Annotated in this window: 15 protein-coding genes; 7 read left to right on the top strand and 8 right to left on the bottom strand. The window is 45.5% G+C overall.

Annotated elements, in window-relative coordinates:
• Positions 1 to 72: 72 nt before the first annotated feature.
• Both KI655_RS06270 and KI655_RS06265 read left to right on the top strand, forming a co-directional pair.
• Positions 73 to 897, top strand: a complete 825-nt coding sequence (locus KI655_RS06270) for a hypothetical protein (protein ID WP_285402780.1) — start codon at positions 73 to 75, stop codon at positions 895 to 897.
• Positions 898 to 1,117: 220 nt separating this feature from the next.
• Positions 1,118 to 1,909 carry a LysR family transcriptional regulator gene (locus KI655_RS06265; protein WP_285402778.1) on the top strand — a complete coding sequence of 264 codons (792 nt, stop codon included), beginning with the start codon at positions 1,118 to 1,120 and terminating at the stop codon, positions 1,907 to 1,909.
• A 77-nt stretch (positions 1,910 to 1,986) separates the two neighbouring features.
• Here the strand turns inward: KI655_RS06265 and KI655_RS06260 are convergent, their stop codons facing one another.
• Together KI655_RS06260 and KI655_RS06255 are read right to left on the bottom strand one after the other, a co-directional pair.
• Positions 1,987 to 3,018, bottom strand: a complete 1,032-nt coding sequence (locus tag KI655_RS06260) for an HlyD family secretion protein (RefSeq protein WP_285402776.1) — start codon at positions 3,016 to 3,018, stop codon at positions 1,987 to 1,989.
• A 3-nt stretch (positions 3,019 to 3,021) separates the two neighbouring features.
• Entirely contained in the window at positions 3,022 to 3,528 is a 507-nt protein-coding gene (locus tag KI655_RS06255) for a magnesium transporter (RefSeq protein WP_285402774.1), read from the bottom strand.
• A gap of 539 nt (positions 3,529 to 4,067) precedes the next feature.
• Between KI655_RS06255 and KI655_RS06250 the strand changes: the two genes are divergently transcribed.
• On the top strand, positions 4,068 to 5,141 hold the full coding sequence (locus tag KI655_RS06250; protein ID WP_285402772.1) for a YadA C-terminal domain-containing protein: 1,074 nt from the start codon (positions 4,068 to 4,070) through the stop codon (positions 5,139 to 5,141).
• Positions 5,142 to 5,251: 110 nt separating this feature from the next.
• Here KI655_RS06250 and KI655_RS06245 read toward each other — a convergent pair whose 3' ends face one another.
• From KI655_RS06245 to KI655_RS06230, 4 genes are all read right to left on the bottom strand, one after another.
• The gene (locus tag KI655_RS06245; protein ID WP_285402770.1) at positions 5,252 to 5,884 is read right to left on the bottom strand and encodes a triacylglycerol lipase; all 633 of its coding nucleotides are present in this window, start codon (positions 5,882 to 5,884) and stop codon (positions 5,252 to 5,254) included.
• A gap of 134 nt (positions 5,885 to 6,018) precedes the next feature.
• Positions 6,019 to 6,600 (bottom strand): GNAT family N-acetyltransferase, encoded by a 582-nt coding sequence (locus tag KI655_RS06240; protein ID WP_285402768.1) that lies wholly within the window; start codon positions 6,598 to 6,600, stop codon positions 6,019 to 6,021.
• A 108-nt stretch (positions 6,601 to 6,708) separates the two neighbouring features.
• Positions 6,709 to 7,542 carry an AraC family transcriptional regulator gene (locus KI655_RS06235; RefSeq protein ID WP_285402766.1) on the bottom strand — a complete coding sequence of 278 codons (834 nt, stop codon included), beginning with the start codon at positions 7,540 to 7,542 and terminating at the stop codon, positions 6,709 to 6,711.
• 39 nt (positions 7,543 to 7,581) lie between these two features.
• Entirely contained in the window at positions 7,582 to 8,505 is a 924-nt protein-coding gene (locus KI655_RS06230; RefSeq protein WP_285402764.1) for a LysR family transcriptional regulator, read from the bottom strand.
• A gap of 114 nt (positions 8,506 to 8,619) precedes the next feature.
• On the opposite strand from KI655_RS06230, the gene KI655_RS06225 reads away from it, so the two are divergent.
• Positions 8,620 to 9,561, top strand: a complete 942-nt coding sequence (locus KI655_RS06225; protein ID WP_150869806.1) for an SDR family NAD(P)-dependent oxidoreductase — start codon at positions 8,620 to 8,622, stop codon at positions 9,559 to 9,561.
• An 8-nt stretch (positions 9,562 to 9,569) separates the two neighbouring features.
• Positions 9,570 to 9,953: a DUF4345 family protein gene (locus KI655_RS06220; protein ID WP_285402760.1), complete on the top strand. Its 384-nt coding sequence runs from the start codon at positions 9,570 to 9,572 to the stop codon at positions 9,951 to 9,953.
• Positions 9,954 to 10,034: 81 nt separating this feature from the next.
• Here KI655_RS06220 and KI655_RS06215 read toward each other — a convergent pair whose 3' ends face one another.
• A complete protein-coding gene (locus KI655_RS06215; protein ID WP_285402758.1) occupies positions 10,035 to 11,510 on the bottom strand; it encodes a Na+/H+ antiporter NhaC family protein in 1,476 nt (491 codons plus the stop codon).
• A 17-nt stretch (positions 11,511 to 11,527) separates the two neighbouring features.
• Positions 11,528 to 12,871 carry a glutamine synthetase family protein gene (locus KI655_RS06210; RefSeq protein WP_285402756.1) on the bottom strand — a complete coding sequence of 448 codons (1,344 nt, stop codon included), beginning with the start codon at positions 12,869 to 12,871 and terminating at the stop codon, positions 11,528 to 11,530.
• 343 nt (positions 12,872 to 13,214) lie between these two features.
• Here KI655_RS06210 and KI655_RS06205 point away from each other — a divergent pair, with 343 nt between their 5' ends.
• Positions 13,215 to 13,961, top strand: a complete 747-nt coding sequence (locus KI655_RS06205; RefSeq protein ID WP_285402754.1) for a gamma-glutamyl-gamma-aminobutyrate hydrolase family protein — start codon at positions 13,215 to 13,217, stop codon at positions 13,959 to 13,961.
• 16 nt (positions 13,962 to 13,977) lie between these two features.
• Entirely contained in the window at positions 13,978 to 14,535 is a 558-nt protein-coding gene (puuR, locus tag KI655_RS06200; protein ID WP_032553788.1) for an HTH-type transcriptional regulator PuuR, read from the top strand.
• Positions 14,536 to 14,544 lie beyond the last annotated feature (9 nt).

The raw sequence follows: 14,544 nt of genomic DNA, 5'->3' as shown, positions 1-14,544 counted from the left end.
TGGATGAGCATTTAAACTGACATCTGATTTACGCGAGCCTAGAGCTCGCGCATCCAACCAAAGGTTCCATCCATGAAAATTGATTTAGATACATTTGTGCCGCGCACATTAGCGGTAGGCATTGTTACAGCTCTAATTTGTGTTCCTTCTGTCGCAAAAGCAGAAGAGTCAGTCCAAGACATGAGTGACCCACTGGCTGTTTACACTCAGGCTGGTGCAGGCTACAGCGATAAAGGACTGAACTTAAAGTTTGGTCAAACCTACGATACGGGCTCAGACACTACAATGGGTATGAACGTATTGGAGATTAAGGGGATCGCAGGCGATGCCATTGGCTTCCGTGATAACGATAAAGCTAAATTCGGCACTGTCGATGATTCAATAGACTCGGTACGTTTTCGCAATTTTACTGTCGACCTAACCAATGGTCGAGGCGCTCAAGTTGACGTGAACTATAACTTCGATACCAACCAAGGTTCTGCATCGTATAGCTTTATTCAAGCGCTACCAAAGTTTGGCCCTGTGAACTTATATCCGTTAGCTGGAGCTGGTATTGCGGCAGGTGAGCCTCTAACTGACAAGGCTCGTTCAGATGCCGATGAACTGCATGATCGTTACGACATGCATGGAACATTTTATGTAGCGGGTATGTACGCGAAAGTCGAGATCACAGACAAAATCTGGCTGAACTATAACCCGATGTACATGGGCACAATCAGCGGCTCAGACACCTACAAAAATGGTGCGTTCTACGGTGACGATTCAATCATGACTCATGAGTTTGCAGCGTCATACCAAATCAACCCACGCCTCAATGTTCGCTACTTTGCGAACTGGAATGAAGAGGTTGATTTCGAAGATGGCGATCACCGTATCGAATTTAACTACCAATTTTAAAAATAACTCCTCGCTATAGGGAAGTAGCGTGGAGGTAATCATTATGAAGAACTCCCTTCAATCTATAGCTACTAGGTAGTAAGGCGTTTTCTGTGATGCGAGCTCAAGGGAGCTCGCTTTTTTTGTGCCTGAGTAAACAGCAGTGTGTGAGTTCTTATGTTTTGGTCTCTTAATCGCATATTACGTTTACTTTGCGACGATTTATTATTGAGGTCCTGTTATGAATGACTTAAATACACTGCATGTTTTTGTTTCGCTGATGAAAACGCAATCCACGAGCCGCACTGCGATGGCGATTGGTCGATCTCAGTCGTACGTTTCAAAGGTTCTAGCGAAGTTGAGAGAGGACTTGGGTGACCCTCTATTCCTACGTAACCCGACAGGTTTAACCCCAACGACTTATGCGGTTTCTATAGAGCCGAAAATCAGTGCCGCACTAGGGCAGTTAAACCAAGCATTAGAACCCGAAAAGTTTGACCCGAGACAACTAGAAACGGTCTCGCTGCATATTGCAGAGCCTTATTTAGTTACTAGAGGAAAAGCGATAATTCAAGCCATTAGAAATCAGACGAATGCCGTCATTGATATTCGTACATGGGGAGACACTAGTGAGAATTTGATCTTGCAAGGAGAGGTCGATCTAGGCGTACACGTACTAAGTGATAAGCCGCAGAGTTTCTATCAAAAACGCCTTCACCGTGGTTCTGGAGCATTTATTGGCAACGTTGAATCTAAGCAATACGTTAAATTTGTCGTTCCTGGTGTTAACGACCAAATACATCACTTTCATCAGCTTGATCCTACGATAGAGCCTCAAGTATTTGTCGATAATTATCAGCTTATGTCGCAGTTAATGGATGAATTCTATACGTTGCAATATTCGAAAGTGATGGATGATACCCAGCCGGACTTGAGCATAGAGGTGGCTTTGATCATGAAGTCATCGCGTCGTTATTCATCAAAGATAGCGTGGCTTTGTGACTTGCTAACCCCAATCCTGAATCAAGATTAAATGTGCTTGAATTGAAAAGAGGCTCATGTGAGCCTCTCTTTTTGTGTTTCAACATCACTATTCCAATAGCGGGATAATTACAGTGCCGAAAGATAGGCTTTGTAGGCTTTGAGGCGAACGGTCGCTCCGCCAATAATGTCCATGAAGCCGAGCATTGGGTGAGGCTTGGTCGCGGATACCCAGCCAGAACCAGTCGCTCCGATAGGAATGTTATAGCCTTCTGGCTCATCAAACTCGATGACGACAGTTCGGCCATGATCATTCATGTTGTTCCCGACATGCTGTCTTACGTGTTGTGACCCGTTCATTACCGAAACCCTTGCTTCACCAGTTCCGGTCGTCAGGCTATGGACACGACCTCGGAAGATTTCACCCGGGTAGGCGTTGACGTAAAACTCCGCAAATTGCCCCACCTTGATGCGGCTATAGGTTTGATCAGCTATACGCATTTCAACAAACTTCTTATTTACATCGTATAGATGCATGTTGCCTACACGGGTGCCGTCAACAATGTTCGAAATAGAGAGTTGACCATCAAATGGTGCACGCACTTCACGGCGTTCATTCTGCCACTGTGCGGTCGCTATTTGCGCTTCAATATTCAGTATTTGCGCGTTTGCCGATGCAATCTGTGCTTGAGTTGTGTCGATACGAGTTCGAATTTCATCACGTTGAGATTCTTGTGAAAAATCGCCTAATTGCGTCAAGCGTTGCAGTGTTCGCTCATCATTGTTTACCTGATGTGTGAGCGCCAATATTTCTGCTTGTGCGGCTTGTTTTTGAGCTTCTAGCCCTTTCATTTGCGATTCAGTGTCGACCGAACGTAGTGTGTAAATCAGATCGCCTTTATTTACGAACTGGTTGTGATCGACAAATACTTGCTCAACCTCCTGACCGATCAAGGGGCTTAACACTGCGTGAGGCGCTTTGACTGTCGTGCTGTCTGTGAGGTCAGCAGGAGACCAAAACCTGTGGGCGGTAAATAGAGCAAAGGCGAGTAACACACCAATACCGACGATGATCGTCGCGTTTTTCAGTGTCCAGCGAACAATTCCTGTTTTAACCAAAATCCAACAGATTAAGATGTAAGGAAGCATGATCTCTTTCATGGGTTACTCCTTAGCAGTCTTAGTTGCTGAATTGCCGTTGCGGATGATACTCGAAATCGCGTCAGCGAGGATATCCCAGCGGGCAAAGGCAATGATGATGGCGAGCACCCACCATGTTTTATCGATAAACAGGCCACATAAGGAGAGCGCAAAGACGATTTGAGTATGCGCACTCGACATCTTGGCAGCTTTATGGACTGCTATTTCATGTAATTCCCACAGCAGATATAAGACATAAACGAGGATGGCGACTGTGACAAAAAACACGAAGCCCATAAAGACCTCTGAATCGAGCAATTTTAATATTGTCGGGTGACCATCAATGAAGTAGTGCTCTGGCAAGGACTTGCCATGAATGGTTCCAAGTTTGGATAGACCGACAGATGCTCCAACGAGAGCACCGATTATCACGCAAGATTTGACTATAAACTTGGCGATGGTGAAGAAGCCATTCTTTATCTTTTTACCGAAGCTATCCTTAGCGTCGTTGGTTTGATTGTAGTGAAACATAGCGTTTGTCACTCAGTGATTGGATGACATACACGATACTTAGTTATTGGTGAAGTTTGGGAATAGCCGATATTACAAATGATGCGATGAGGTTTGACTACCCAGTTGTATTGAATAGGATATCAATTAGATTTCAATGCTTAATTATCAGAATCTTACTATTTTAATCTATTTTCAATGATGAGGATTTATATAGATAGAATATCTCCTATTCCATTTTAACTATTTATTGTTTAAGTGCTGTTTTTTTATTTAATACTTATGTAAGTCAGTTTTTTTGTGGGGTTGTACGTGCTGTTGCTATTTTAAGTTTATGATTTTTAATTGTATTTTTTATTTACCTTGCTCTACATAAATGCCGTTTATGTAGAGCATAAATTATGCCCGCTACTTGTCTTTATCCTGAGAGTTTACATTAACGCCACTGAACAGTAGCGCTGGATTTATTTAAATAATCCGCCTGTTCTAACAGTTAATTAAATTATCAATGAGAGTTTTCTCTCTACCTTTAAATTAAGCGAGTAAAGAAAAGTAACGTAATGAAAAAGACAATTTTAGCAGTGGCAATTGCAGCAGTATCAACAGGCGTAGTGGCAGAAGTGCAAACTCCAGACAGTAAAGGTCACGTGACAGTGATCGGTGATACAGCTGTTGTTACTAATGGGGAGGACACCTGGAACCTTGTTAAAGATGAAGAAGGTCATGGATGGACAACTTTAGACGGTAATCACTCTATTACTTTTGATGAGAATGGTGAGTATGTACATATCGACAACCACACCGATAAAGTAACTAAAGTTAATACTGGTAATTGGATTGTCTCAAACGATCCTGATGGTTCCGTTGGGCAAGAAGTTCGCCCGCCATTAGGACAAGACAACGGAGTGTCGGTAGAGCGTGATCGCCATGATGGCACATCATCAACTACCATGATTAAGGTTCACGATGAGCTAATTGGCACAATCGATACGTCTGTGAATGAAAACAATGGAGCTCGCGTGTTAGATATACGTGATGCAAATGGCGATCATGTATTCGCGGCGGGCAAGCTAGGTGATGACATTGTTTACCACGATCGTGAGGGAACTATACACGAAACTAGCAAGCAAGAAATCAAAGACAACCTAAACGGAAAGACTCGCCCAGAGTCAGGCGGCGACCGTCCAGAACTAGATATTCCAAATAAGGACGAAATTGATTGGGATAACGGAAAAGAGCGCCCAGGCCGCGACGACATCAAAGATAATGCTCGTGAAGTTATAGAGCAAGCTCGCGACACTTACACTGAAGATATGGCTCGCATGGATTCACTAGAACAAGATCTATATAAGCAAGGTCAAAAAATGCTTGAGCTTGATGACCGCATGGATCAGGTAATGGCATCGTCACACGCAATTACTAACGCTCGTCCTGTGCTAGCTAATGCAGGTGAATATGCAGTTGGTGTGGGTGTTGGTTTCGCAGGTTCTACGGAAGCCATTGCACTTGGCGGTGCATACCAAGTGAATGACTCATGGTCAGTTTCTGGCACAATGAACTACGCGACATCGACTTCTCACGCATCATCAGATTTCTCAGCAGGCGTTGGTGCACACTACCGTTTCGGAAACTAATCGATAAAAGGACTATCAGGCGCAAGGATGCGTCAATCTATATGCTTGAATAACCCTATTGAAGTATAAATACGAACTAGAAAATCACGTAAAGACCAAATCCCCCTCTCTTATTTTCCAGATCTAAAAGCCTTATTTTCAATAAACTCCAACGATCGCTGTACCACTTCTTTCGAATACACCAACGCGGTGTGATTGAGGTTGAGTGCGCAGGTGTCAGTAGCCCCTTTTAGGTTGGCATCTTCTAGTGTTACCGTGCCATCGCCATGATTCTTACCGAGTACAATTCGCCCTACGCCCGCATCATAAGTGCCTGTAATCACTCCAATCGGCACGTCGATGTCATAATCACCCAGCCCGTCGTTGAGGATGTGTTTGGTCGAGCCAAAGATAAATCCAAGTCCATGATTCGAGAGCGTTTTGGCTATGGTAGCGCCGTTGTGCGGTGTGCCTGCAGTAATGATGCAGGTATCGGCAAATTTTGGTTGGTAGTGCTTAAAGTAGTGACGAATTAGTAGGCCGCCAAGAGAGTGTCCAAAGAAGTAGACTTCGTCATTTTCATTGAATCGGGCAGTCACAAATCGATTCAATCGCTTGGAAGCGGATGGAAAGCGCAGAGAGTTATAGGCAAACTTGTGAGTTTGAAAGCCGCGCTTTTTAAAGTTTCTATCTAGATACTGCATGATCAATGCAGGCATATAGAGGCCGTGAATTAATATTATGTGCTTGTTTTTATTGTTCATTTCACCTCCGGGTAATGCTCTCTTCAGTGTATTTATTTGCTCAAACAAACTCAATACAAATCGGTCGATGCGGAGCGAAAATAGTGCATGAAAAAAGCCACTACATGAGTGGCTCGTAAGGGAGTTTGGAGCGACTAAAGCGTTGCGAACTGCTTAGCGGTTATTCCGTAGTAAAGCTTATCGTCAAAGCCGTTCTCTAATTTATAGTAATCAGCTTGGCGACCTTCTTGTGTGAAGCCGCATTTCTCCAATGTCTTAAAAGAGCCTGCATTGCCAGCGTAGCAGTCAGCACTGATCTTGTGAGCATTGAGTTCGTTGAAGCCGATCTCAACCATCATCTTACAAGACTGAGTTGCAATACCTTGCCCCCAAGCGTGCACAGGAAGTTGATAGCCGATTTCGTAGTTACCTTGCAGAAACATTACCTGCGTAACGGCCGTCATTCCCATGTAGCGACCTTGTTGGTCTCGGATCACAAATGTCGGGCTGGCTGGCCATTCACCCGCCTCAATTGCTTGTTGAGTGTTCTCGATTATCGGACCAAAGAACCCTTGGAACATACTCTCGTCCGCTGGCGCAAAGAACAGATATTGGTTGACGGCTTCATCATTGAGCATAGTAATGATGTCTTGTAGGTCGTTGGGTTGAATGAGAGCGATAGTCAGTGAATCGTTAAAAGGAATCGACTCACCACGTTTTAATTTTGAATATGACATCGTTTTTGTTTACCTCGTTATTTGAAGCGTATCTTAGCGAGTGGGCTGCAGATAAAATTGAACATTTGCGACAACTTTTCGTTTTTTTGGGCGCTTGAACTCATTGAATCAGTCTTCAAAGTCACCGTAGATATCAATGGTGAGATCTCGGTTCTTCAGGTACTTCGACGGCGTGCGTTTCAGCTGCTGCTTGAGGGTTCGAATCAAATGCGATTGATCGCTAAAGCCAAATTGCTGGGCAAAGTCGCTCCAATCAACCTCTTGATCTTGTTGGTAAAGAGATAAAATCATCTGCTCAAGGCGAGTCATCTTCTGATATTGCTTAATGCTTAAGCCAACCATATCTTTGAATGTTCTCTCCAGGGTACGTCTTGAACATGCGCACTGCTCGGCTAACGCTTCAATGTCGACATGATCATTGTGCTCCAGTATTGAGTCGATGATCGACACCGCTTTTTGAATCATCTTGTCGTTGCGATCTACTGGTGGGGTTAGCCCCAGTTTATCGAGATGCTGGTGGATATGATCAAGGATGTCATTACGAGCGGTTAACGCCAGTAAATGCCGTTGGAAATCCCCGTCAAATAAGCAGGACAGCCACTCAAACCACTCACATTGGTTAGGCGTGATTACGGCATTGGAATTGAGGAGTTTGAGTCCCTCAGGACGAAAGGTAATGCCGATACGTAATAGTGGAGCTTGGTCTTCTAAAAGAAGTAAGTTTTCACTTGCAGTAAGAAGGTGACTTCCCAAACCTTGTAGTTGAGAATGCCCATTGTCATAACTGTATGGCTGCTGTGGAGGGGTAAACAGCAGGTGGGCACGAGAGTTGGGGATCAGGTGAGGTTTGGGCTCGATGATCTCTCCTTCATCTACCTCAATAAACCAGACTTGATGAATAAGCCATTCGTAGCCCGGCAGTGGTTGTTTCCATGTTTTCATTGGATTCCTTTTAAAGAGGAGAGGCCGTGAATGATTTGCCTAATCAGCTTTTGCCACGGTTCCTGTCACCCAAAACTCGTTCTCACGTGATTGAATCTGCTCGCCAAGAAAGTCGACAAATCGGCGGATGCGTGCAGTCCGGCGTAGGTCGGTGTGCAGCAGAAGCCAGATACTTCGATAGGGCAGCGGCTTTTGAAATGGAGCGCGCACTAGGTTTGGGTGCCTGTCTCCTAAATTGCACGCAAGATAAGCCATTCCAAGCCCGGAAGCGGCTAAGTTTATCAACGGGACCAGTTCTGAGACTCGGTGCTTAAGCGTTGCTTTCGGGTAAAAACTCTCTTTTAGCCACTGGGCACTGATATCACCCTCCGGTTCGTGCCATCCAATAAAGTGTAGCCCTTCGCCAGCGTTGTCTTTTACTTTCTGTGCATACTCTCTAGTGCAATAGGCCGCTTGCGACATTTGCACTAAACGGCGCCCCACGGCATCGTCGTAGACTTCATTGGCAATGCGTATAGAGACGTCGGATTCACGGCGGCTCAGATTAGCGATGTCGTTACCGAAATTAAGATTAAGTGTGATATCTGGGTAGCGCTCCGCAAAGAGTGCGAGGTCATCCATGATCGAGGTCATCGCCAATCCATGAGGCATAGAGACATAAACGGTGCCAACAGGCTCACTGTCTTTGCCAATGATCATGCGTGATGCTGCGACCATCTCCTCTTCGACACGCTCAGCGTATGGGAGCAGCTCTTCCCCTATTTGAGTGAGTTGTAAGCCTTGCTTAGATCGGTCAAACAGTCGACTACCAATCTGCTCCTCCATGACTGACAGGCGACGGGTCAGTGTCGTGTGGTTAACCTTGATGCTCTCGGCTCCCCCACGCAGTGTTCCGCTGCGCACCACCGCGAGAAAGATCTTCAGGTCATCCCAGTTAAAGGTATAAGTCTCATTGTTCAGCATAATTCTGCCTATGGTTCATTTTTGAAACACAGTGTCCATTTTTACCTATATACAGTCCATTTTTCAATCATGTTAGCTTAATTACACGTTAAACATCACCGAGAAGGGAACATGATGAACTCAATAACAAGTGTATTAATTACGGGTGCCAACGCTGGCTTAGGCTTTGAAGCAGCGCGCCAGTTGGCTCAACAAAGTGGCATAAAGAAGATTTACTTGGGTTGCAGAAACCAACAGAAAGCGAACGAAGCGAAGAGAAAGCTGGTTGAAGAAACCGGCAAAGATTTGTTCGAGATTTTACTACTTGATGTCTCCGAGTCCTATTCCGTGCAACAAGCAGTGACTCGTCTCAAGTCGCCTGTTGATGCGGTAATTTTGAATGCGGGTGGTACGGGCGGTAAAACACCTCATCAACTGACTGAAGATGGCGTGACCACTATCTTTGCATCGAATGTTCTAGGTCATGTAGTACTTGTAGAAGAGCTAGTGAAAAAGCAGTTGGTTACGTCAACCATTATTTATGCGGGCTCTGAGACGGCACGCGGTGTACCAAGAATGGGTGTTGCTAAGCCTGAGCTAAAGGACACGTCGGTACAGGAGTTCTCGTCAATTGCAGACGGAAGTAAATTCGGTTCAAACGCGGATCCGCTGGATGTTTACGGCACCATTAAACTGACTGGTACTCTGTGGATGTCATCGATGGCGAGACAGCACCCGCACCTTCGTTTCGTGACCATCAGCCCTGGTGGCACGACTGGCACCAATGGTATGGACGATTTGCCACTGTTGAAAAAGGTGTTCTTTAAGTACGTGGGCGGAACCGTGATGCCACTATTTGGCATGATGCACAGTGTCGAGAAAGGCGCCAAGCGTTACCTAGAAGGTTTGTTTAATCCAAGCTTCGAGAGTGGCCGATTTTATGCGAGCCGGGCCGGTTCTCCGACAGGGCCTGTGATCGACCAAGTGACACTGGAGCCACTATTTAACAACAGTTCTGCACAAGACAACGCGTATCAAGCGATTCAACAGTTTTTAACAGCGAAAACACCAGCATAAGGAGAGATATGATGGATACAGTAATGAACACTTTGGTTGGCGTGATTGCGTTGATGTTGACTGGGCTTGGCATGATGTCGATGTTTGCACCTAAGAAAATGTTGGCAAATTTCGCTTTGGAGCCGATTGGTAAGGCGGGTATGAACACGATTCGTTCAGTAATGGGCGGCCTATTTTTGGCAAGCGTTTATATTATTGCGGCTGGATTTTTTAACAATGATACCGACGGCTACTTCTTTGTTGCAGTGGTGATGTTGGCTGTCGCGGCCGGGCGAGTGGTCGGTCTGGTTCTGGATGGGTTCGATAAAGCGGTCGTTCCGCCATTGGTGCTGGAATTGGTTATCGCTGCTATCTTACTTTTTGTGCACATGAAACATGGTGGCTTTTACTGAGCGAGTTTCCGGTGACGAGTAATGTAAAAAATCCGAGTGTCGTTAAACACTCGGATTTTTCAATTAAGCTTGTTTTGCTTCTTAGCCAATCACTAGGAAGAAGATAGCGGTTGCGATGATACCGATCAATGCGTACGGGAACTGAGTCGTCGCGTGTTGCATCGATGTACAACCTGAGCCTTGTGCTGACAGAACCGTTGAATCACTGAAGAAACAAGAGTGGCTGCCCGCTGCTGATGCTGATAGTAGCGCCGCTACAGTAAGGTGCAGTGGTACGCCAAGCTGCTCACCAAGTGGCAATACGATTGGCATTGCTACAGCGAATGTACCCCATGATGATGCAGTCGCGAATACCAACGCGCCAGTGATCATGAAGATGATCGCAGGGAAGTAAGATGCAGATAGGTAAGGGCTCACCGTTTCGATTACATATTGAGTTACACCCAGAGAATCGTTAACCGATTTCAGCATAAAGCCGCCGATTACCGTTGCTAGTGGCAACAACATCACCTTGATACCGTCGTAGACCGCTTCGAACATGTCGTTCATCGAGATCAGACGCTGCACACCGTAGAAACAGATAGTGAAGATGATTGCGACAAACACACCGGCTAGTAGATCGATACCGAAGTACCAGCTCGCTGCAACTAATACCACCATTGGTAGTAGGAAGTTGATTAGGCCCATGGTTGGGTTAGTGTGTGCTGAGATGTCTGCGCCAAAGTCGATATCTGTTGCGCCATCTGGGCGAACTTGACCCTTCTTCGCGCGTTTTTCAGCGACTTTCATTGCGCCTAGGTCAGGCAGTTTTTCCATTGCAACGAGAAGTACGATGGCCAGCGTTACCCAGCCGTAAGCCATGTAAGGAATCGCTTCGATGTACGCTTTGATGCCTTGACCCGCTTCAGCAACGCCATTCGCTTCAAGCAGTGAGCTAAAGAAGATTGCCCAAGTTGAAATCGGAACCAGAATACAGATAGGTGCCGCGGTCGAATCCACTAGGTAAGAGAGTTTCTCACGCGAAATGTTGTAGCCATCCGTGATCTTCTTCATTGAAGAGGAGATCGCAATCGCGTTTAGATAATCATCAATGAAGATCAGAATACCGAGGAAGAAGGTCATCAACATAGATTGCTTGCGGCTTTTAACCTTAGTCACCAGCATATCAGAGAAGCTTAAGATACTGCCGCCCTTCTCTAGAATCGCAATTAAGCCGCCCATCAGACCACAAACAAGCACGATCCATGCAATGGTCTCGTTCATCATCACATCCATTGAGATGCCAACGATCTGCTCCACTGCTTCTGTTGGGTTCAGTAGCAACACACCAGCAATCGTGCCACTAAATAGCGCTTCTACGGTGCGGTGCGTTGTCAGTGCGAACACCAATACCAGAGCCGTCGGAAGCAAACTCATCCACCCGTAAGCCTCTCCTTCTTGGTGGTTCAATCCGATTGAAGTGAAGAACACAAACGTCGCCACCACCAATAGGGATACCATGATGTGTTGAGTGTTGATCTTCAGCGGCGCGTCCAACGCCTTGGTTTGCGTAGTCATACGTATATTTCCTTTATTTATGCTGAGTGCAACATCCATTCGATTTCTAATGGGGTGATTTCGCGTTCAAAGTCGGCGAGTTCACTCCGTTTGCAAGCTAAATATAAATCGATAAAGTCTCTAGAGATGTACGGAGCCAGCTCACTGCGTTCTAGCTGGTCGAGTGCCTCTGACATACGCAGTGGTAGGTCAATTGCATCATCACTGAGGGCTTTAGGACATTGGTCTTTGGTATAGTTTTCACTCGCTAATACCGCGGAAAGTACTACTGCAGCGAGAATATAAGGGTTAACGTCAGCTCCTGCTATACGATGTTCAATTCGGCGATTTTTGCTATCGCTGATGGGCACACGCATCGCAACACCACGGTGGTTTTCTCCCCAATCGGCTTTCGTAGGTACGTAAGCGCCAGGGACAAAACGGCGGTAAGAGTTTACGTTAGGACAAATCAATGCCATGGAATCGGATGTTTGAGCCAACATCGCGGCCATGGTTTGATAAAAGAGGTCACTGGCTTCGCCATCGGCTTGGCTAAAGTGATTGTTGCCGAGCGAATCCACCAAACTAAGGTGAATGTGCATGCCATTACCGGCTTGGTCGCCAAACGGTTTAGCCATAAAGGTGGCATCAAAACCGTGCTGGTGGGCAATCTGGCGGATAAGACGCTTAGCGATGATCACTTCATCACATGCTCTAAGCACATCTTTTGAGTGGTTAAAGTTAATTTCAAACTGCCCCGGTGCGGATTCAGAGAGTGCACCAGAGGTATTTAGCCCTTGATCTTGTGCGATCTTGTTAAGGTCGGCGAGGAAATCAGCGTAGTCATCAAGGCCGTCTAGGTCATACACCTCGGTATCTTTCTCGCGGGACTTTTTAGTTGGGTTAATAGCGGTTTGCAGAGCGCCCATCTCGCCGCGTTTTTTGTCGATGAGGTAGAACTCAAGTTCTAAGGCAACGCATGGGTACTGATCTTTAGCGTGCAGTTTATCGAGCATGTCTTCGACGATATTACGAATGAATAGCGGGCTTGGTTGCTCTGCTGTCTCATCCATCATACTTAGTAGTATCTGGCCGACTGACTCTTTTGCTGTTGGCATCAGTGTGTCAGCAACAGGGAAACAAATGTTATCTGGCTCGCCTAGGTCTTCACCTAACCCTGCGCTCTCTACCACATTGCCTTTAGTATCGAGAGTAATAGTAGACAGCGGTAGTGCCACCCCTTTCGCTAGCTTCTCCAGCGCATTGACTGGGATTCTTTTGCCTCTTGGTGTGGCATTGATATCGGTGAAAATGAGATCAACAAACTCGATGTTGGGCCATTTTTGTCGAAAATTTTTAACTTCCTGTAGATACGATTCCATTGAGTTCTCCAACTAGCCTCTGTACAGCAAACCTAAAGCAACAAAAAACAAACAACTGAGTTGTATTGATAAGACTAAAGTCTAAAGATTTTGTTTTATTTGCTTAAAATACAATGGTTTATTTTGATTTTCTTTCAAGTTGTAAATTTTATGAAAGATATTTTTGTTAACTATTTTGTAACAGCTGATCGGTTTTTGCTCAATATAATGAGCAAAATTAGCCGTTTTTTTGACCAAAAAAGAGGCGTTGGTCACGATTTGGTCAGAATATCGAACATCGGTGTTGATAATTTTGTACATGGTTTGTAGTGTGAGTGTTAAATAAATCGAGCACGGAAGTAACATGTCTACACAAAGCAAACCCATTATTGGAATTGTTAGCTGCGCGAAAGAGTTGGGTGGCTATCAAATACAAGCCGTTAATGACTTCTATCTAGCGGCAGTAAAAGACTTCGGCGGTTTGCCGCTGATGTTAGCGCCAGATATGTCGAGTGAAGATATCGAGCGAATCCTTGAAATGTGTGATGGCATTTTATTTCCGGGCAGTCACTCGAATGTTGCGCCGCACCACTACAACGCGACGCATCAAGAGGCGAAGAAAGATGAAGCGCGTGACGAGCTCTCTTTTTCATTACTGCGCAAAGCTATTGATAAAGACATTCCATGTCTAGGGATCTGCCGTGGGTTTCAAGAGATGAATGTGGCGTTGGGTGGCTCGTTAAATCCGGCGGTTCACGATTCCGGCTTTAATGATCATCGAGAGATCCAAGTCGACGACTTTGAAGAGAAATACGCACCATCACATGCGGTGCTGGTGCAAAAGCAGAGCCTTTTTGAAAAATGGCTGACAGAGAATCACTGGGAAACCACGGTCTTTTTTGAAGTGAACACTCTTCATAATCAAGGTGTTGACCAACTGGCTCCGCAACTGCAAGTAGAAGCGAAAGCCCCCGATGGTTTGGTGGAAGCATTTAGCCTTCCAGGACAAAAATTCTTTGTTGGCGTGCAGTGGCACCCAGAATGGAAAGCGAAAACCAATCATTTCTCACAAATTTTGTTCAAAGAATTTATGATGGCTGCCTCTCTATAAGTTAGGAGCCAGATAAATGGACAATCAAGAGATTGGTAAAAATATTGTTCAGTTACGAAAAGAACATGGATTGTCACAACGAGAATTAGCCGAGCGAGCTGGCATTACACATAGTGCTATCTCCTCTATTGAGAACGCTAAGGTCAGCCCTTCAGTGAGCTCGTTGCAAAAAATAGTGAACGTTTTTTCTTTGTCGCTATCGGAGTTTTTCACCTTTGAAAAGCCAGCCAGTGATGAAGTAAAGGTTGTCGTTACCCCTGATGAGTTGGTGGAGATGGGCAGTGAGTCCGTTTCAATGAAGCTAGTCACCAACGGCAGTAAAGAGCAGGTCATCGGGTTTTTAATCGAAGAGTATGCCCCACATGGCACGACTGGTGCGGCAGAAATTAAACATGAAGGCGAAGAGATCGGAACCATTCTTGAGGGTGAAATCACGCTTGAGTATAAAGACCAATCTTACGTCCTTAAACAAGGCGAGTCGTACGTCATTGATACAACTCAGCCGCATAAGTTTACAAATCACACAGACAAGGCTTGTCGAATGATAAGCGCGCATACGCCAACCACATTCTAAGTGGGCCTT

The organism is Vibrio sp. D404a (genome assembly GCF_030248535.1).
In the GTDB taxonomy this organism is placed as follows: Bacteria; Pseudomonadota; Gammaproteobacteria; order Enterobacterales; family Vibrionaceae; genus Vibrio.
This window is presented reverse-complemented; position numbering and strand designations above follow the sequence as displayed.